Origin of the sequence: Mesorhizobium sp. Cs1321R2N1, assembly GCF_037179725.1 — a bacterium.
Taxonomy (GTDB): Bacteria; Pseudomonadota; Alphaproteobacteria; order Rhizobiales; family Rhizobiaceae; genus Mesorhizobium; species Mesorhizobium salmacidum.
The window spans coordinates 1-18,956 of the sequence record NZ_JAPYKP010000118.1 but is presented as its reverse complement, the minus strand read 5'-3'; the positions used below and the strand labels follow the sequence as shown (position 1 = coordinate 18,956).

Below are 18,956 nucleotides of genomic sequence, written 5' to 3'. Positions count from 1 at the left end.
CGCGGCAAGGAAGCGGCCGCGGCCTGGCAGGCGATGCTTAGTACGCTGCCGCCGGATTCGCCATGGCGCGGCGCCGTCGAACAGGCATTGGCCAAATCCGGCGGCCCCGAAGTCGCTTCCGGCGCGGCCGCGAAAGGCCCCGATGCCGCCGATGTCGACGCGGCATCTTCCATGTCGCCGCAGGACAGGGAAGCCATGATCAACACCATGGTTGCCGGCCTCGACGACAAACTTCGTCAAAATCCGCACGACCCGGAAGGATGGATGCGGCTGGTTCGTTCCTATGTCGTGTTGGGCAAGACCGATCAGGCACGCGATGCGCTGGGCCGCGCCATTGCGGTCTTTGGGGCCGACAGTGACGAAGCCAGGAAATTCACCGCCTTTGCCGCCTCGCTCGGCTTGACGGCGACGGAGTAGAACTGACATGACGCGCAAGCAGAAACGATTGTCGGTGATTGTGGGCGGCTTGGCTTTCCTCGCCGCCGCTACCGGCCTGACGTTCTACGCGCTTGGCCAGAAAGCGTCCTATTTCTACATGCCGGCCGACCTGACCACGGCCAGTGTGCAGCCCGGCCAGCGCATCAGGCTCGGCGGTTTGGTCGAAAAAGGCACTATCCAGCGCGGCCAGGGCGCGACGGTTGCCTTTTCGGTCACCGATACCCACAAATCGGTCAAGGTTACCTATACCGGCATCCTGCCCGATCTTTTCCGCGAAGAGCAGGGTGTCATCACCGAGGGCACCTTCGGCACCGACGGTGTCTTTGTCGCCGACAGCGTGCTGGCCAAGCATGATGAGCGCTACATGCCCAAGGAAGTTGCCGACGGGCTGAAGGCCAAGGGTGTCTGGCAGGAGAGCAAGAGTGAGTAACTCTGGCGGGAGACCAAGGGTGAGTAGCGGGAATGGTTGAAACCGGACATTTCGCCCTGGTTCTGGCGTTCGCGCTTTCGCTGGTGCAGACCGTCGCGCCGCTGTTTGGTGCGCGGCTGAATAACCAGCGCCTGATGGCAGTCGGCGGTCCGGTCGCGGTGACCGGTTTTGCCCTGACAGCGCTGTCCTTCGCCGCACTTGCGAGAGCTTATGCAAGCTCCGATTTCTCGCTGGCGACCGTCTGGGAGAACTCGCATTCACTGCAGCCGCTGATCTACAAGATCACCGGAACCTGGGGCAACCATGAGGGCTCGATGCTGCTCTGGGTGCTGATCCTGACCTTCTTCGGCGCGCTTGTCGCCGCTTTCGGCTCCAACCTGCCGGCGACGCTGCGCGCCAACGTGCTTGCGGTGCAGGGCGCCATTGGCGCTACTTTCTTCCTTTTCATCCTGGCGACGTCCAATCCTTTCATCCGGCTCAATCCGGCGCCCATCGAAGGCCGCGATCTCAACCCGATCCTGCAGGATCTTGGCCTCGCCATTCATCCGCCGCTGCTTTATCTCGGCTATGTCGGGTTCTCGATCTGCTTCTCCTTCTCGGTCGCGGCCCTTATCGAGGGGCGCATCGATGCCTCCTGGGCACGCTGGGTGCGGCCATGGACGCTGGTCGCCTGGATGTTCCTGACCGGCGGCATCGCGATGGGATCGTACTGGGCCTATTACGAGCTCGGCTGGGGCGGTTTCTGGTTCTGGGATCCGGTCGAAAACGCTTCCTTCATGCCGTGGCTGGCGGGCACCGCGCTGCTGCATTCGGCCATCGTCATGGAAAAGCGCTCGGCGTTGAAGATCTGGACGCTACTGCTTGCCATTTTGACCTTCTCGCTGTCGCTGCTTGGCACCTTCCTGGTGCGTTCGGGCGTCCTGACTTCCGTCCACGCCTTTGCCACCGATCCGACGCGCGGCGTCTTCATCCTTTGCATCCTGACGTTGTTCATCGGCGGCTCGCTGGCACTGTTTGCGCTGCGCGCCTCGAAATTGACGGCAGGCGGCCTGTTCCATCCGATTTCGCGCGAAGGGGCGCTCGTCCTCAACAATCTGTTCCTGACCACGGCGACCGCCACCGTGCTGGTCGGCACGCTCTATCCGTTGGCGGTCGAGGCTTTTTCGGCCGACAAGATTTCGGTCGGAGCGCCGTTCTTCAACCTCACCTTCGCCCCGCTCATGGTGCCGCTGCTGGTGATGGTTCCCTTTGGGCCGCTGCTGGCCTGGAAACGCGGCGATGTGTTTGGCGTCGCGCAGCGTCTGATGGTGGCGTTTGCGGCCGCCCTTCTGGCAACGCTGGTCACGGCCTTGTTCATCGACGGCGCTTCGGTGCTTGCCGCGCTTGGCGTCGGCCTTGCCGTCTGGCTGATCCTTGGCGCGCTGACCGACCTCGCCGTCAAGGCGGGGTTAGGCAATGCCGCCGCGCCGATCATGGTCAGGCGCCTGGTTGGTTTGCCGCGCTCGGTCTTCGGGACCGCTTTCGCGCATCTTGGCCTCGGCCTGACCGTGCTCGGCATCGTCGGCACGCTCTGCTTCGGCACGGAGAAGATACTGTCCATGCATGCCGGTGAAATCGTCGAAATCTCCGGCCGCACGGTGCGTTTCGTCGGGCTCTACCCTGCGCAGGGACCGAACTACAGCGAGGATCGCGGCCACTTCGAGCTGATCGGCGTTAGCGGCAGCCCAATCGGCGAAATCAGCTCCGCCAAGCGTTTCTATCCCGTGCGACAGATGACGACGACGGAGTCCGGCATCAAGACCATCGGCCTCTCCCAGCTCTACCTTTCGCTCGGCGACGAGGGCAAGGACGGCTCGGTCGTGGTGCGTCTGTGGTGGAAGCCGCTGGTAACGCTGATCTGGGGCGGCGGCCTGGTGATGATGGCGGGTGCGGCCATGTCGCTGATGGACAGACGCCTGCGTGTCGGCGCGCCATCGCGCCGTCGCAAGCAGGCGGTGGCGCCGGCGGGCCTGCCATGAGGGCGAGGTTTTCACTGACCTCGATTGTCCTGCTGCTGGCATTGCTCTTCGCCGGCACGGCAATGGCCGTGAAGCCCGACGAGATGCTGGCCGACACGGCACTCGAGGCGAGAGCTCGGGTGCTGTCGGAAGGCTTGCGCTGCATGGTCTGCCAGAATCAGTCGATCGACGAATCCGACGCCGACCTTGCTCGCGACCTGCGTATCCTGGTGCGGCAACGCCTTGTTGCCGGCGATACCGACCAGCAGGTGATGGATTATGTCGTTTCCCGCTACGGCGAGTTCGTGCTCCTGAAGCCGCGTTTCGACCTGCGCAACGCGTTGCTGTGGGGCACGCCGGTTCTGTTGCTGCTGGTGGGAGGCGTATTTATCGCTCTAAGCGCGCGATCGCGCCGGACGCTGGCGACGAAATCCCTGTCAGCCGACGAGCAGGCGACATTGGACGCGATCCTGCGCCGCGACTGACAGCCCAGTCGAGCGCTAACATTACCAAAGTTTCATGTGCCGGAAATGGCGTCGTAATGTGCGCCGCTCTAATTCTCGTTTCTTGAGGATGCCGATCAAGGCGCGTCCGTCTGAAAGAGGATAAGAGATCCATGAATATTGCCCCCAATTCATATTCCCTCACCCGCAAGCGTCTTCTCGCTGCCGTAGCGTCCGTCGCTGTCGCCGGCGCGATCGGATTTGGCGCGCTGACCAGTGGAACCAGCCCCGTTCTGGCTGACGCCGTGCGTGTCGAGGCTCCGCAGGTCCCGAGCTTCGCCGATGTCGTGGAGCGCGTTTCGCCGGCCGTGGTCAGCGTCAAGGTCAAGGCCAAGCTGCAACCGACTGCCGATGACGGTTCCGACGATCAGGGCGGTTTCGACAATCTTCCCAACAATCCGCAGCTGCGCCGCTTCTTCAAGGAATTCCGTGGTTTTGGTGACCAGGACCAGGGTGGTCAGAACGACGAAGGTCACCGCCGCTTCGGCCACCGCGACCGCAACAACGATCAGCCGCGCCCGGTGGCGCAGGGCTCCGGCTTCTTCATTTCTGAAGACGGTTATCTCGTCACCAACAACCACGTCGTCGAAGAAGGCACCGCCTTCACCGTGGTGACCAATGGCGGCAAGGAACTCGACGCCAAGCTGGTCGGCACCGATCCGCGCACCGACCTCGCCGTGCTCAAGGTCGACGGCGGCGGCAAGTTCACCTATGTCGACTTCGCCGACGATTCCAAGGTTCGCGTCGGCGACTGGGTCGTGGCTGTCGGCAACCCGTTCGGCCTCGGTGGCACCGTCACCGCCGGCATCGTTTCGGCGCGCGGCCGCGATATCGGCGCCGGGCCCTATGACGATTTCCTCCAGATCGACGCCTCGGTCAACCGCGGCAATTCGGGCGGCCCGACCTTCAATCTCAACGGCCAGGTGGTCGGCATCAACACCGCCATCTTCTCGCCCTCGGGCGGCAGCGTCGGCATCGCCTTCGACATTCCTGCCTCGACCGCCAAGCAGGTCGTCGGAGACCTGATGAAGAATGGTGCGGTCCAGCGCGGCTGGCTCGGCGTCGAAATCCAGCCGGTCACTTCCGACATCGCCGAATCGCTCGGTCTGAAGTCCAACAATGGCGCCCTGGTTTCGAGCGCCCAGGACGATGGCCCCGGCAAGAAGGCCGGCATTACCGCAGGTGATGTCATCACCCAGGTCGATGGCAAGGACGTTGCCTCGCCAAAGGAACTCGCCCGCCTGATCGGCGCCTATTCGCCGGGCAAGTCGGTTGACGTCACCGTGTGGCGTGACGGCAAGGGCCAGACTGTCAAGGTCGACCTCGGCAAACTGCCCGCCAGCGACAAGCAGGCGTCGGGCGACCAGCAGCAGCAACCCGCCGCTCCGGCAAAGCCGGACACGCTGGCCGATCTCGGCCTCACCGTCACCAAGTCCGAAAACGGCAAGGGTCTGGTGGTGACCGATGTCGACCCCGACAGCGCCGCCGCCGATCGCGGCATCCAGCCGGGCGACGTCATCACCGCGGTCAACTCGGCGGAGATCAACGGCACCGAAGACGTCACCAAGGCCATGGCCGATGCGGTCAAGTCCGGACGCAAGTCGGTGCTGATGCAGATCTCCCGCGACGACAACAACCGCTTCGTCGCGCTGCCGGTGGCCAAGGGCTGAGACGACTTTTCCAATGCGTCGGTTTCAACACCCCCGAGTCGCCGCATGGGAAAGCAAGAAGGAGAGCCCGTTAGTCAGTCATCGCGCTCTTCTTCAGCGGCAGCGGGCTTCCCATCGCCCGCTGCCGCGCCCGCATATGACTGCCCATCACGCCCTCATGTCCGAAGCCGATTGGTTCGGTGGTTGCGGGTAACGACATGACCGGGAACCGGCATGTCCGGCGTAACGACGCCACGGAACAAAGATTTTATCGCGCGCGCTCTCGATCCTCTTGATCGAGATGTGCTTTGGCAAAGGCTAAAATGCAGATGCCGGCTACTCAACCTTCCAGCGAAATCGCGTATAACGGCCCTATGAAGATTCTCGTCATAGAAGACGATCGCGAGGCTGCGGATTATCTGCAGAAAGCCTTCACGGAAGCGGGTCATACCGCGCATGTCGCGGGTGACGGCGAGACCGGCTTCGCGCTTGCCGATGCGGGTGATTATGACGTGATGGTCATCGATCGGATGATGCCGCGCCGCGACGGCCTGTCGGTCATTGCCGCTCTCCGCTCCAGGGGCAACACGACGCCGGTGCTCATCCTGTCGGCGCTGGGCGAGGTCGATGACCGGGTCACCGGCCTGCGCGCCGGCGGCGACGACTATCTCACCAAGCCCTATGCCTTTTCCGAACTTCTGGCGCGCGTCGAGGTGCTGAACCGACGCGCCAGCGCCAAGGAGGCCGAGACCGTCTACCGGGTTGGCGACCTTGAACTCGACAGGTTGTCGCATTCCGTCCGCCGGGCGGCGCGCGAGATCACGCTGCAGCCACGCGAATTCCGTCTGCTCGAATATCTTATGCGCCATGCCGGCCAGGTGGTGACGCGCACCATGCTGCTCGAAAATGTCTGGGATTATCATTTCGATCCGCAGACCAATGTCATCGATGTCCACGTCTCGCGGCTGCGCGGCAAGATCGAAAAGGGTTTCGACAAGCCCATCCTGCATACGGTTCGTGGCGCCGGCTACATGCTGAAGGGCGGCTAGGCGGCAGCATGGCGCTTTCCGTGCCCGCCATCATGAAGACGACGGCCGCACGGCTTTCGGCGCTGTATCTCCTGCTCTTTGCACTCTGCGCGGTGCTGCTCGTCCTCTATATGACTTCGCTCTCGGCGCGCATGCTGACGGCGCAGACGCAGGAGACCATCAACGACGAAGTGCTCGGCCTTGCCCGCGCCTATCAGCGCGGAGGTCTGCCGGTATTGGTCCGCGTGGTCGAGGCCCGCTCGCGCCAGCCCGGCGCCAACCTCTATCTGATCGCCGATGCCAACGGCCAGATCCTGACAGGCAACGTGCAGAGTCTTGAACCTGGAGTGATCGACACCGAGGGCTGGACGACCGAGCCGTTCTCCTACAAGCGCTTCGGCGAGGGTGAGCTTGATCGCCTGCGCAGCGGAACGTCGGACCAGGCGACGCCTCCTTCGACTGGCGATAATGCGCCGCCGCAGGCCGAAGGCGAAAAGGGTCACAACGCCATTGCCCTGGTGCTGCGGCTGCCGAACCAGATGATCATGCTGGTCGGCCGCGATCTCGGCGAACCCGAGCGGTTCCGTGCCGTCATCCGCCGTTCGCTGGTGCTGGCGCTCGGCATGATGGGGGTGGGCGGCATCCTGATCTGGTTCTTTGTTGGCCGCGCGGCATTGAAGCGTATCGACGGGGTTTCCGAGGCAAGCCGGCGCATTATGGGCGGTGATCTCAGTGGCCGGTTGCCGGTGACCGGCGCCGGTGACGAGTTCGACCGGCTATCGGAAAATCTCAATGTCATGCTGGCCAGGATCTCCACGCTCAACGAAGGCCTGAAGCAGGTATCCGACAACATCGCGCATGACCTGAAGACACCGCTGACTCGGCTGCGCAACCGGGCCGAAGCGACGCTTTCCGGCAAGCAGAAAACATCGGACTATCGGCAGGCGCTGGAAGGCACCATCGCCGAGTCCGACCAGCTGATAAAAACCTTCAACGCCATCCTGATGATCTCCCGGCTGGAGGCTGGGTATTCTTCCGAGCACACTAACCGTGTCAATCTGGCGGCGGCCGTGCGTGATGTGGTCGAACTCTACGAGCCCGTGGCCGAGGAGGCTGGCGTTGCGCTGGACGCCGAGGTGAACGATGCTTTTGTCGTTGACGGCAACCGCGAACTGATCGGCCAGGCGCTTTCCAACATCGTCGACAATGCGATCAAGTACTCAACCGATTCCACATCCAAGCCGGCGGTCCGTGTGGCGCTCGAACGCACGCATGGCGAGATCAGGCTTTCCGTCGCCGACAACGGCCAGGGCATTCCCGACGAAGCCGATCGCGCCCGGGCGACCGAACGATTCGTACGGCTGGAGAAGAGCCGTTCGCAGCCTGGTTCCGGCCTTGGCCTCAGTCTTGCCAAGGCGGTCATGACATTCCATTACGGCCGGCTTGACCTGTTGCCTGGCAATCCGGGACTATCCGTGGTCATGAGTTTCCCCGCGCGGGAGGACCACTAATGGCGGCCGTTGCCAAGCGGAGCAAGACAGACTGGTTGCTGAGCCTGGAAACCCCGCTTGCTCCGCTCGACGAGAGCCGGGCACGGCAGGAACTGTCCGAAATCGCGGACGCAGCGCGCGAAGAAGGGCTGACACGGGCGGCCAAATTCCTGGCCGGCAAGGGGACGGCGCAGGATTTTCTGGCCGCCGTCTTTGACCTTTCGCCGTTCCTGCGCGATATGGCGCGCCGCCGGCCGCAAATCCTGGACGGCCTCTTCGACCTGCCGGTCGAGACCCGCCTGAAGGCGATCACCGCCGCGATCGACCAGGCGCCGCTGACGGAAATGGTCTCGGAATCCGGCCTGATGATGGAGCTGCGTCGGCATAAGGCCGAGGCGCATTTCCTGATCGCACTCGCCGATCTTTCGGGCGAGGCTGAAACCTCGCTGACTGTAAGGCGGTTGAGCGATCTCGCCGACGCCTGCACCCGCGCGGCCGTCGATTTCCTGCTGCGGGACGCGCATGGCCAGGGCAAGCTCAAACTGCCCGACCTCGACAGTCCTTCGCATCGATCGGGCTGGATCCTGCTCGCTATGGGCAAGCTCGGCGCGCATGAGCTGAATTTCTCCTCCGATATCGACCTCGTCGTGTTCTTCGATCCGGAAGCGCCAGCAGTGGTCGATCCACTCGACGCCACCGACCTGTTTTCACGCCTGACGCGGCGGCTGGTGCGCATCCTGCAGGATCGCACCGAGCACGGCTATGTCTTCCGCACCGATCTGAGATTGCGTCCCGATCCCGGCTCGACGCCGCTCGCGATCCCCGTTGAAGCCGCGCTACGCTACTACGAAGCGCGCGGCCAGAACTGGGAGCGTGCCGCGATGATCAAGGCGCGCCCGGTGGCCGGCGATCTCGCGGCGGGCGATGCCTTTCTCAAGGAGCTCCAGCCCTATATCTGGCGCAAATACATGGACTATGCGGCTATTGCCGACGTCCATTCGATCAAGCGCCAGATTCATGCCCATAAGGGTCATGGCGAGATCGCCGTGAAAGGGCACAACGTCAAGCTTGGGCGCGGCGGCATCCGCGAGATCGAGTTCTTCGTCCAGACCCAGCAGCTCATCGCCGGCGGCCGCTTCCCGGAGCTGCGCGGCCGCGAAACCGTGCCGATGCTCGGTCAGCTCGCGGCTCGGGGTTGGATCACATCAGATGCGCGTGACGCGCTCGCCCGCCAGTACTGGTTCCTGCGTCGCGTCGAACACGCTATCCAGATGGTGGCCGACGAGCAGACGCACACGCTGCCGGAAGACGATGAAGGGCTGGAGCGCATCGCCCGCATGCTGGGCTTTGCCGACGCGGTCGTGTTTGCCGGGGCGTTCCGTGCCTCGCTGCAGCAGGTCGAGCGCCACTATGCCGCGCTGTTCGAAACAGCACCCGAGCTTTCGGCCGGCATCGGCAACCTAGTCTTCACCGGTGACGTTGACGACCCGGACACGCTGCGGACCTTGCACGGCCTCGGTTTTCAGAGGCCAAGCGATATCTGCCGTGTCATCCGCGGCTGGCATTTCGGGCGCTATCGCGTCACCCGGTCGGCGGAGGCGCGCGAGCGGTTGACGGAACTGACACCGGCACTGCTCAAGGCCTTTGGCCAGACGCGCCGGGCCGATGAGGCGCTGGTCCGTTTCGACGAATTCCTCGCCGGCCTGCCAGCCGGCATCCAATTGTTCTCGTTGTTGCAGTCGAACCCCGCATTGCTCAGGCTGATGGCGACGATCATGGGCGCGGCACCCCGGCTGGCGGCGATCATCACCCGCCGGCCGCATGTCTTCGACGGCTTGCTCGACCCGGCATTGCTGACCGAGCTTCCCGACCGCGTCTATCTCTCGGCGCGGTTGTCCGCCTTCCTCGAAGGCGACAGGGCCTATGAGGACGTGCTCGACCGGCTGCGCATATTTGCTTCCGAGCAGAAATTCCTGATCGGTGTGAGGCTGCTCGCCGGTTCGATCGATCCGGCCCGCGCCGGCCGCGCTTTCTCCGATCTGGCGGACCTGACCATCGCGGCTGCGTTGCAAGCGGTGACCGCAGAATTCGCGGGGCGCCACGGCACGATCGCTGGTGGCGTGGTTTCGCTGCTCGGCATGGGCAAGCTCGGCAGCCGCGAATTGACCGCCGGATCGGATGTCGATCTTATTCTGCTTTACGACCACGATGCGGATGCCGAGGACTCCGACGGTGAAAAGCCGCTGGCGCCTTCGCATTACTACACCCGCATGACGCAGCGGCTGATATCGGCTGTATCGGCGCCGACGGCGGAAGGGGTGCTCTACGAGCTCGACCTGCGTTTGCGGCCGTCCGGCAACAAGGGACCGGTCGCCACCCACATCGACGCCTTCAAGAAATACCAGCGCCAGGAGGCTTGGACCTGGGAGCACATGGCCCTGTCGCGGGCGCGGCCGATTGCTGGTGACCCCCGCCTGTGCGGCGAGGTCGAGGCGGAAGTTGTCGCGTTGCTCAGCCAGCCGCGCGATGCGGCGAAGGTGAGGGCGGAGGCGTCGGACATGCGTGCCATGATCGAGCAGGAGAAGGCGCCACGCGACCTCTGGGACATCAAGCTGATCCCGGGTGGTCTGATCGATCTCGAATTCATCGCCCAGGTGGCTGTCATCACCGCGCAGGTCGAGGCCGGCCCGCGCGCCACCGGTACGGCCGAGATACTGTCTCGCCTGACGCCACGTTTCGCCAATGCCGGGATCAGGCAGGACCTTGGCGATGCTTACGCCCTCTATCTGGCGCTGACCCAGATGACGCGGCTGTGCCTTACCGGACCCTTCGAACGTGACGACGTTCCGCCGGGGCTTTCGGATCTGCTCCTGGCGGTCACTGACCTGCCGGATTTCGGTGTGCTGGAGGCACACCTCAAGGAGACGTCGCAAAAGGTCAGGAAGGATTTCGACCTTTTGCTTCGTGCCGGGGGTTCGTGATCAACGAGCGTTCGGCCGCATCGGGGGTGACGATGCAACAGGAGAATACCATGAGAAAGACAACCAAGCTCGCAATTGCCTTCATCGCCCTGGCCGGAGCTGTCGGCGGCGGCGCCTATGCCGAGAATGTCGACAGCGCAACCATGCGTGAGCGCACCATGATGCGGCTCGACAAGGCGATGAAGGACAATAACGGCACTATCACCTTCGACCAGTTCTCCGATGTCATGGACGCGCGGCTCAAGAAACTCGTGGCTGACAATGGCGGCAAACTGACTGTCGCTCAACTCGCCGACGCACTGGAGAAGGCGCGCTTCGAACGTATTGCAAGGCGCATCATCGCCCGTTACGACAGCAAGGGCGACGGCACGCTGACATCAGATGACATCAGCGGCCGCGAAAAGAAGCTTTTCGCGATACTCGACAAGAACAATGACGGAAAGATCGAGAACCGCGAGCTGCCGAAGAGCGGGCGCTTTGGCCGTCATCGTCAAGGAGGCGACGACGAAAACGGCATGCAGTGAGGCTGGCTGACGCAGGCTCCGGGCCGTCAGCCGGAGCCTGCCGCTCAAGCCGCGGCTTTGACCGAAGGCGGAGCCTTCTTCACCGGAATGCGCACCGATACGATCGTGCCGACGCCTTCGGTGGAACGGATCTTCAGTGCGCCGCCTTGCAACTCGGCCAGCGAGCGGGAAATGGCAAGGCCAAGTCCGGAGCCGGCATGGTTCTTGGAAAACTGGTTCTGCACCTGCTCGAAGGGGCGCCCGAGCTTGCCAAGCGCTTCCTTCGGGATACCGCAGCCATTGTCCTCGATCGTCAGCACCAGCGCGCCCGAGGTGTTGCGGGCCCTGACCGATATGTGGCCGCCTTGGCCGGTGAATTTCACCGCGTTGGACAGGAGGTTGATGACGATCTGCTTGATCGCCCGGCGATCGGCGAACAGCGTCAGTGCGTCGGCGATACGCGTTTCCACGGTGATCGCCTTCTGCGCCGCCTGCAGCGACACGACACGCACGGTTTCGCTGATCAGCGGACCGAGGTCGATCTGTTCCTGGTCCAGCGAGAACTGGCCGGCCTCGATCTTGGACATATCGAGAATGTCGTTGATGACGCCGAGCAGATATTTGCCGCTGCTGTTGATGTCGGTGGCGTACTCCTCGTAGCGCTCCGACCCCAGCGGGCCGAACAGCCTTTGTTCCATCAGTTCGGAGAAGCCAATGATGGCGTTGAGCGGCGTGCGCAGTTCATGCGACATGTTGGCCAGGAATTCGGATTTGGCCCGGTTCGCCGCTTCGGCGCGCTCGGTTTCCTTCATGTATTTGCGGTTAAGGTCGACCAGTTCGCGCGACCGTTCCTCTTCGGCCCGCCGTGCGAGGCTGAGATCATGGATCGTCGCCATCAGCCGGCGCTCGCTGTCGACCAGCTTTTCCTGATGCAGCTTGATCTGGGTGATGTCGGACCCGACCGAGACGATGCCGCCGTCCCTGGTCCTGAGTTCGTTGACCTGCAGCCAGCGGCCGTCGGACAGCTGCCGCTCGAACGTGGCGCCGCCCTGCGGACCATTGGTGTTGGCAAGCCGGCGCTCCGAAGCAAAGGCCAGCATCCGCTCTTCCAGCGACGCGCGCGTCACACCTGGCATCACGTCGCGATCCGAGAGCCCGTTGTCCTGCTGGTATTTGGAATTGCACATGATCAGGTGCTGAGCCGAATCCCACAACACGAAGGATTCATTGATGTTCTCGATCGCGGTCCTGAGGCGAAGATCGGCCGCTTCGGAGCGCAGCGCCAGATGCCGTTGCTCGGTGACGTCGACCGCGATGCCGATCAGCTGGATCTCCGGCGCTTCCGGATCCATGACTTGGGCCCGGGCGCGCATCCACACCCACTGGCCATCGGCATGCCGCATCCGGAACACCTGGTCGATGTGATCGATCTCGCGTGCGACGATCCTGTTGGCGAGCTCGAACAGGTCGCCGTCCTCGGGATGAATGATCTCGTCGACCTCACCGAACGATAGCATCGTCTCGCAGGGTTCGTAGCCGAGCATGTCATACATCGAGCGTGACCAGTACATCTTGCCGCGCACCATGTCCCAGTCCCACAGGCCGCAGCGGCCGCGAACCAGCGCCATGTCGATACGCTGATGCGCTTCGAGATAGATGCGGTCGGCAGCCTGCGCGCGCGCCGCCTGTCCGAAATAGGCATAGAGGATGATGATCAGCACTCCGGCCGTCAGCACGAACAGGGTGACGTTGAGCGAGACGGTCTTGCGCCACGTGTCGAAGACCGCTTCCTGCGGCACCAGAGCCGCGGCGGCTCCCTTCCTGTCCTTGGACAGGCTGACCGCCGCGTACCAGTCCTCACCGCCGATGTTGACCTCCATGACACCGGCGCGATCGCCGAACATGAACAGGGGTTGGCCGCCCTGGACGAGGCCGTCGAGCGAATGGCCTTGCCAGGGCACGGAACGTGGTGTCACCGCGGTGATCCTGAAGGCACTGTCGGTGATGACGAGCACATGGCTGCGGCCCATCGCGCCTTGGCGGCTGGTGGTCTCCAGCAGGTCCTGGGTGGCGCCCGGCAGCGTGTCCGATGTCGTGGCGAGCGAGCTGGCGAGCTGCGCGGCGCCCAGCGTCAGGATCGCCTTGGCATCGCGCTCGATGTCGTCGCGCTCGTTCATGAGCGAGAGCACGCGCAGCGCCGCGATGACGAGGAGGAAGATGACGATGAGGGCTGGTATCGACCGGCGCAAAAGCGGTTCAGCCGCCAGAAGACGCTTGTAGGCTGGTTCGGCGATGAGCCGCGTATTCCCGGCAAGGCCGTCGCTGCGCGTCTCGCGACGCGCAAAAGCCATCCCTCCGGGCGCGCCCCACGCGTCCGCCTTCGCCATAAATGGCACTCCCCGATTTCCAGTATGCCGCATTTCTATGTGCTGGTGATCCGGCAACACCGCACTTCCGAATCGCCATTAAAGAATCAAAGGTGATTCGCCTTGTCCAGTGCTCCGGCGAAAAAAGATTAAAAATCGACTAAAATAACGGACTTTGGAGGTGAGGCGGCTTGGCCTTCTCCCGCACGGGACGTGGCAGGGGCGCCTATGCCAGCGTGCGCTCGACAATGTCGCGCAGGTCCGCCGACAGGTTTTCGGTATTGGCGATCGAAACCAGTGCTTCCCTGGCCCTGGCTTGCCGGCCCGGTTCGAGCGAACGCCAGGACCTGAGCGCCGTCGCCAGCCTAGCCGCCACTTGCGGGTTGCGCTTTTCGACCTCGAGCACCGTCTGCGCTAAAAAACGGTAACCTTCGCCGTCGGGGCGATGGAAGCCGGTCTGGTTGGCGCTTGAGAATGTGCCGATCAGCGAGCGCACCCGGTTCGGGTTGCCCATCGAAAACCCCGGATGAGCGGTCAGGGACCGAACCGTGTCGACAGCCTGCGGCCCCGGCACGCTGGCCTGGATCTGGAACCATTTGTCCATGACCAGCGGGTCGGATGCATATGTCTTTTCGAAAGCCGCCAACGCCTTTTTCGCCTCTGGCGATCCGTAGTGACGATGCGCGAGAACGGCCAATGCGGCCGCGCGGTCGGTCATGTTGGTCGCGCACTGGAAATGCCCGGCCGCCAATGCCGCCCCGCCAGGCAGCAGCGAGAGATAATCCAGCAGAATGTTGCGCAAGGCGCGTCGTCCCGCGCTCGCCGCGTCTGGGCTGAAGGCGCTCTTGTCGGCAAGGCTGTCGTAGAGGCCGGAAAATGCCTCGCCATTGGCCGTTCCGATCGCCAGCGCAAGCGCGTGGCGGGCGGTATGGATGGCATCGGGATCGATGTTCTTGCCGATGTCACGCGCGATGTCGGCGTCGCCAGGCAGCGCCAGGGCAAGGGCCCGATAGGCCGGCTCGAGTGTCTCGTCGCTGGCGATGACGCCGGCAAGGTCGGTCAGCCGTGGGGCGAAGTCCGGCTGTTTGCCGCCGAGGATCTGGCGGAAGGCAGTGATCAGCGCATCGGTGAGCAGCGTGTTGAACGCCTGCCAGCGCGAGAAGGCGTCGCTGTCATGGCGGGCGAGGAAGAACTGGTCGGCCGCCTTCTGCTCGACCGACAGCGTCACCGGCGCCGAAAAGCCGCGGTTGAGTGACACCGCCGGTCGTTCGGCAACGCCGGAAAAACGCACCATGTGGCGGCGCTTGCGGATATGGATGACGCCGTCCTCGACGCTGGCGCCCTCGACGCGGTCATACTCCACCGGCTTGCCGCCGGCGCCGATCAGGCCGAAGGCGAGCGGGATATGCATCAGCCGCTTGCGGCTTTCCGACGGTGTCGGCGGCACCGACTGCTCGATCTCGAGCGTGAATTCCTGTGCGGCCGGATTGTGCGTCGAACTCACTGTCAGGTTGGGTGTACCGGCCTGGTGATACCAGAGCGCGAATTGCGAAAGATCGCGGCCGGACGCCTCCTCGAACACCTTGATGAAATCCTCGATGGTCGCGGCTTCACCGTCGTGACGTTCGAAATAGAGGTCCATGCCGGCGCGAAAGACCTCGGCCCCGAGAATGGTGCGGATCATGCGCACCACTTCGGAGCCTTTTTCGTAGACCGTCGCCGTATAGAAATTGTTGATCTCGCGGTAGCGGCGCGGCCGCACCGGGTGCGCCAGCGGTCCCTGGTCCTCGGGAAACTGGTGGGCACGCAGCGTGCGCACTTCGGCGATGCGCTTGACCGCGCGCGAGCGCTGGTCGGCGGAGAATTCATGATCGCGGAAGACCGTCAGGCCTTCCTTCAGGCAAAGCTGGAACCAGTCGCGGCAAGTGATTCTGTTGCCTGTCCAATTGTGGAAATACTCATGCGCGATGATCGCCTCTATATTGGCGAAATCGGCATCCGTCGCCGTCTCCTGGTCGGCCAGCACGTATTTGTCGTTGAAGATGTTGAGGCCCTTGTTCTCCATCGCGCCCATGTTGAAGTCCGACACGGCGACGATGTTGAAGACGTCGAGGTCGTACTCGCGGCCAAACGCCTCCTCGTCCCATTGCATGGACCGCTTCAGCGCGTCCATCGCGTAGCCGGCGAGCGCCTCCTTGCCGGGCTCGACATAGATGCCGAGCTCGACCTTGCGCCCGGACATGGTCACGAAACTGTCGGCGACCTGGCCAAGGTTCCCGGCCACCAGCGCGAACAGGTAGGACGGCTTGGGAAAGGGGTCGTGCCAGTTGGCGTAGTGCCAGCCATCGGCGAGATCGCCGTTCTCGACCGGATTGCCGTTGGACAGGAGCAGCGGCGCCTCGTCGCGTCGCGCCTCGATTCGCACCGTGTAGACGGACAGGATATCGGGGCGATCCAGGAAGTAGGTGATGCGGCGAAAGCCCTCCGCCTCGCACTGCGTGCAGTAAACGTTGTTCGAACGGTAAAGGCCCATAAGAGCCTCATTGCTGGCCGGCGCCAGTTCGGTTTCGATCCGCAGTTGGAAACGACGTGCCGCCGGCGGTTTGAGCAGGGTCAGTTGGTCCGGGCTCGCCAGCAGATCGGCCGATCTCACCGTCTTCCCGTCGATCTCGACGCGCTTGAGCGTCAACCCATCGCCGTCAAGCACCAGCGGAGCCGACGTGGATATGCCCTCGCGGCGCTCTACGGTCAGTATCGCGGTGACGACGGTGGCCTTTGGCGAAAGACGGAAGTCAAGGTTTGTTTCCGGAATGAGGTAGTCGCTGGGGCGATAGTCCTCGAGTTTGAAGACCTGGCCTGTGTCGGTGCGCATTCCCTGGCTTTTCCTGTCTTTTCCGGGGACCGGACATATTTTTGCTGGTCCAAAAAATTCAAAGTCCGCGCTCTTTACACGAAACACACCCTCGACAAAACTGCGGCAGAGCCTAATTCAGGCCTTCCTTTCATCATCGCGAGGGCAGTCATGACCGCCGTTACACCGAAAATGGGCGCTTTCGTTCGGCGCGCCGACAATTTCCCGTTCTGCCGTTTCGAAACCCGCAACGTGCCCTCGGCGGCGGGCAGAGACGCATTGCCAAAGTGACATCAGGGGCGGAGGCGCAACCAGAAACCACCGGCGGCCACGATACGCTCAGGGGCATCGTGCTGAAGATCGTCTCCGTGGCGGTTTTTGTCAGCATGCAAACCTGTATCAAGGCGGCGGGCGACGTGCCTGCCGGGCAGATCGTCTTCTTCCGTTCCTTCTTCGCCATCTTTCCGATCGTTGCCTTCCTGGCATTGAAAGGACATCTGGCCACGGCGTTCGTCACGAAACGTCCCTTCAACCACGTCGCGCGTGGCGTCGTCGGCGTCGGTGCCATGGGGCTCGGCTTTTTCGCGCTCACCAGGTTGCCCTTGCCGGAGGCGATCACCCTGAACTATGCACAGCCGCTGCTGGTCGTGGTGTTCTCCTCGGTGTTCCTTGGCGAGACGATCCGTGTTTATCGCTGGAGCGCCGTCGCGATCGGCCTCATCGGCGTGCTCATCATTTCCTGGCCGGAACTGACGCTGCTCAATTCGGATCAAGGGCTCGACGACCAGGAGGTCCTGGGCGTCATGGCCGCGCTGGCGGCCGCGGCAATCTCGGCTGTCGCCATGTTGCTCGTGCGCAATCTCGTCCAGACAGAGAAGACGGCCACCATCGTGCTGTGGTTCTCGTCAACGGCGAGCGCGCTCTCGCTGCTGACGCTGCCCTTCGGCTGGCAATCGCTGACGCCGGCGCAAGCAGCACTGCTCATCATGGCCGGCTTTTGCGGCGGCCTCGGCCAGATTCTGATGACCGCGGCCTATCGCCATGCCGAAGCCTCGGTCGTGGCGCCTTTCGAATACACCTCGATGATCCTTGGCGTCGTAGTCGGCTATTTCGTTTTCGGCGACGTGACCTCGTCCGGCACGCTGGTGGGTGGTGTGATCGTGGTGGCCGCCGGCATCTTCATCATCTGGCGTGAACGGCAACTGGGTCTGGAGCGCACCCGCACCCGCAAGGCGGCCCTGCCGCAGGGGTGATCACGACCGTTCCGTCCGCTCTTTCGCCAACCGCACCAGCACCGCTCTTGTCTGTTCGTCGGCCGGGAAGAACGACTCGATCGCCAGTTCCGATAGCGTGACATCCAGCGGTGTACCGAACACGGTAATGGTGCTGATGAAGGAAAGCACCGTGTCGCCATGGGCAAGCCTGAGCGGGTGCACGATGGCATTCGGCTCGACCGGCGCCGGCCGGCTGCCCTTCAGGCCGGAGGGGTAGCCGCGAAGCTCTTGCTCCAATGCGATCAGCTCCGGGTCGCCGGCGGCATCGTTCTGATGCTTCAGCCGTTCGAGCAGGTGGATGCGCCATTCCTGGAGATTCACGATACGCGGCGCGACACCACCCGGGTGCAGGCTGAGCCGCAGCACATTGACGGGTGGCTGGAGCAATGAGGGCTCGGAAACATCGGCCAGGAATGGCCCGATTGCCGCGTTGGCCTTAACCAGGTTCCAATGCCGGTCCACCGCCAATGCCGGAAACGGCTCATGCCCCTTGAGCACCATCTCGACAGCCGCCATCGCGGGTGCCAGCGTCCTATCGGTGAGCGGCCGTTCGCTGAAGCTCGGCGCGAAGCCCGCGGCCAGCAGCAATTGATTGCGTTGCCGCAGTGGGATCGCAAGCTGCTCGGCCAGATGCAGCACCATGTCGCGCGAAGGTGCGGCGCGACCGCTTTCGACGAAAGAGAGATGCCGTTGCGAAATTTCGGCTTCCATGGCGAGGTCGAGCTGGCTCATGCGGCGGCGCGTGCGCCATTCGCGTATGAGACCGCCGGCGGAGGTTTGAGGCGTTATCATGGGAGAATGGTTAAGCCGCGGGCCAAAGCATTTCAATTACCTGCGAGGTCATCGCTAGGAGAGCGCCCGCAGCTTCGCCTTCACCTCCAGAAAATCCCGCCATGCGAGCTTCTTGTGTGCGGGCGTCCGCAAGAGATAGGCCGGGTGCAATGTCGGCATGGCCGGAATAGCAACGCCGGACGCCGTGGTGTGGACGCGCCAGTTGCCGCGCAGCCGCAGGATTCCTTCCGAGGTGTTGAGCAAGGTCTTGGCCGACGGACCGCCGAGATTGATCAGCACCTTGGGATTGACCAGCTCGATCTGACGCTCGATGAACGGCCGGCAGATCTCTGTCTCGTGCGGCGTCGGCGTGCGGTTGCCAGGCGGCCGCCAGGGAATGACATTGGCGATGTAGACCGAGCCTCGGTCGAGGCCAATCGCGGCCAGCATGCGGTCGAGCAGGCGGCCCGAGCGGCCGACGAAGGGCAATCCTTCAATGTCCTCGTCGCGGCCGGGGGCTTCACCGACCAGCATGACAGCGGCTTGCGGGTTGCCGTCGGCGAATACCAGGTTCTTGGCGGTGGCCTTGAGATTGCAGCCCTCGAAAGCGGCCATGTGCTGGCGCAGCTCGTCCAGGGATACCGCCGCGGTCGCCAGTTGGCGTGCCAGCACCGC

The 18,956-nt window shown here is 63.4% G+C and carries 14 protein-coding genes; 10 read left to right on the top strand and 4 right to left on the bottom strand.

Annotation, left to right across the window (positions count from 1 at the left end; translation table 11 throughout):
- The 9 genes from O7A61_RS23970 to O7A61_RS23930 form a co-directional block, all read left to right on the top strand.
- Positions 1–417 (top strand): tetratricopeptide repeat protein (locus O7A61_RS23970; protein ID WP_442921110.1); only part of this gene is annotated, 417 nt, incomplete at its 5' end.
- A gap of 7 nt (positions 418–424) precedes the next feature.
- Positions 425–868 carry a cytochrome c maturation protein CcmE gene (gene ccmE / locus O7A61_RS23965; RefSeq protein ID WP_337131905.1) on the top strand — a complete coding sequence of 148 codons (444 nt, stop codon included), beginning with the start codon at positions 425–427 and terminating at the stop codon, positions 866–868.
- Positions 869–900: 32 nt separating this feature from the next.
- A complete protein-coding gene (locus O7A61_RS23960; protein ID WP_337131904.1) occupies positions 901–2,886 on the top strand; it encodes a heme lyase CcmF/NrfE family subunit in 1,986 nt (661 codons plus the stop codon).
- Positions 2,883–3,350: a cytochrome c-type biogenesis protein gene (locus O7A61_RS23955; protein WP_337131903.1), complete on the top strand. Its 468-nt coding sequence runs from the start codon at positions 2,883–2,885 to the stop codon at positions 3,348–3,350. Before O7A61_RS23960 ends, O7A61_RS23955 begins: the two co-directional genes overlap by 4 nt.
- A gap of 131 nt (positions 3,351–3,481) precedes the next feature.
- Positions 3,482–5,038, top strand: a complete 1,557-nt coding sequence (locus O7A61_RS23950) for a Do family serine endopeptidase (RefSeq protein ID WP_337131902.1) — start codon at positions 3,482–3,484, stop codon at positions 5,036–5,038.
- A gap of 353 nt (positions 5,039–5,391) precedes the next feature.
- Complete coding sequence (locus O7A61_RS23945) at positions 5,392–6,066, top strand: response regulator transcription factor (protein WP_023771592.1); 675 nt, start codon at positions 5,392–5,394, stop codon at positions 6,064–6,066.
- Between the two features lie 8 nt (positions 6,067–6,074).
- The gene (locus O7A61_RS23940; protein WP_337131901.1) at positions 6,075–7,556 is read left to right on the top strand and encodes a sensor histidine kinase; all 1,482 of its coding nucleotides are present in this window, start codon (positions 6,075–6,077) and stop codon (positions 7,554–7,556) included.
- Entirely contained in the window at positions 7,556–10,516 is a 2,961-nt protein-coding gene (locus O7A61_RS23935; RefSeq protein WP_337131900.1) for a bifunctional [glutamine synthetase] adenylyltransferase/[glutamine synthetase]-adenylyl-L-tyrosine phosphorylase, read from the top strand. Before O7A61_RS23940 ends, O7A61_RS23935 begins: the two co-directional genes overlap by 1 nt.
- Positions 10,517–10,566: 50 nt before the next feature.
- A complete protein-coding gene (locus O7A61_RS23930) occupies positions 10,567–11,040 on the top strand; it encodes a hypothetical protein (RefSeq protein WP_337131899.1) in 474 nt (157 codons plus the stop codon).
- Positions 11,041–11,084: 44 nt separating this feature from the next.
- On the opposite strand, the gene O7A61_RS23925 is transcribed toward O7A61_RS23930, so the two are convergent.
- Together O7A61_RS23925 and pepN are read right to left on the bottom strand one after the other, a co-directional pair.
- Positions 11,085–13,406 (bottom strand): PAS domain-containing sensor histidine kinase, encoded by a 2,322-nt coding sequence (locus tag O7A61_RS23925; protein WP_337131898.1) that lies wholly within the window; start codon positions 13,404–13,406, stop codon positions 11,085–11,087.
- Positions 13,407–13,611: 205 nt separating this feature from the next.
- Complete coding sequence (gene pepN / locus O7A61_RS23920; RefSeq protein WP_337131897.1) at positions 13,612–16,257, bottom strand: aminopeptidase N; 2,646 nt, start codon at positions 16,255–16,257, stop codon at positions 13,612–13,614.
- Positions 16,258–16,523: 266 nt separating this feature from the next.
- On the opposite strand from pepN, the gene O7A61_RS23915 reads away from it, so the two are divergent.
- Positions 16,524–17,489 (top strand): DMT family transporter, encoded by a 966-nt coding sequence (locus O7A61_RS23915; RefSeq protein WP_337131896.1) that lies wholly within the window; start codon positions 16,524–16,526, stop codon positions 17,487–17,489.
- On the opposite strand, the gene O7A61_RS23910 is transcribed toward O7A61_RS23915, so the two are convergent.
- Positions 17,490–18,302, bottom strand: a complete 813-nt coding sequence (locus O7A61_RS23910) for a helix-turn-helix domain-containing protein (RefSeq protein ID WP_337131895.1) — start codon at positions 18,300–18,302, stop codon at positions 17,490–17,492. It lies immediately after the preceding gene.
- A gap of 54 nt (positions 18,303–18,356) precedes the next feature.
- Positions 18,357–18,956, bottom strand: a 600-nt coding sequence (locus tag O7A61_RS23905) for a uracil-DNA glycosylase (RefSeq protein ID WP_337131894.1), incomplete at its 5' end; no start/stop codon positions are given.

Excerpts from the sequence above, each read along its gene's own strand:
- O7A61_RS23960 (WP_337131904.1), top strand. The coding sequence starts at position 901 with ATGGTTGAAACCGGACATTTCGCCCTGGTTCTGGCGTTCGCGCTTTCG.
- O7A61_RS23935 (WP_337131900.1), top strand. The coding sequence starts at position 7,556 with ATGGCGGCCGTTGCCAAGCGGAGCAAGACAGACTGGTTGCTGAGCCTG.
- pepN (WP_337131897.1), bottom strand. The coding sequence starts at position 16,257 with ATGCGCACCGACACAGGCCAGGTCTTCAAACTCGAGGACTATCGCCCC.
- O7A61_RS23950 (WP_337131902.1), top strand. The coding sequence starts at position 3,482 with ATGAATATTGCCCCCAATTCATATTCCCTCACCCGCAAGCGTCTTCTC.
- O7A61_RS23940 (WP_337131901.1), top strand. The coding sequence starts at position 6,075 with ATGGCGCTTTCCGTGCCCGCCATCATGAAGACGACGGCCGCACGGCTT.
- O7A61_RS23910 (WP_337131895.1), bottom strand. The coding sequence starts at position 18,302 with ATGATAACGCCTCAAACCTCCGCCGGCGGTCTCATACGCGAATGGCGC.
- O7A61_RS23955 (WP_337131903.1), top strand. The coding sequence starts at position 2,883 with ATGAGGGCGAGGTTTTCACTGACCTCGATTGTCCTGCTGCTGGCATTG.
- O7A61_RS23930 (WP_337131899.1), top strand. The coding sequence starts at position 10,567 with ATGAGAAAGACAACCAAGCTCGCAATTGCCTTCATCGCCCTGGCCGGA.
- ccmE (WP_337131905.1), top strand. The coding sequence starts at position 425 with ATGACGCGCAAGCAGAAACGATTGTCGGTGATTGTGGGCGGCTTGGCT.
- O7A61_RS23925 (WP_337131898.1), bottom strand. The coding sequence starts at position 13,406 with ATGGCGAAGGCGGACGCGTGGGGCGCGCCCGGAGGGATGGCTTTTGCG.
- O7A61_RS23945 (WP_023771592.1), top strand. The coding sequence starts at position 5,392 with ATGAAGATTCTCGTCATAGAAGACGATCGCGAGGCTGCGGATTATCTG.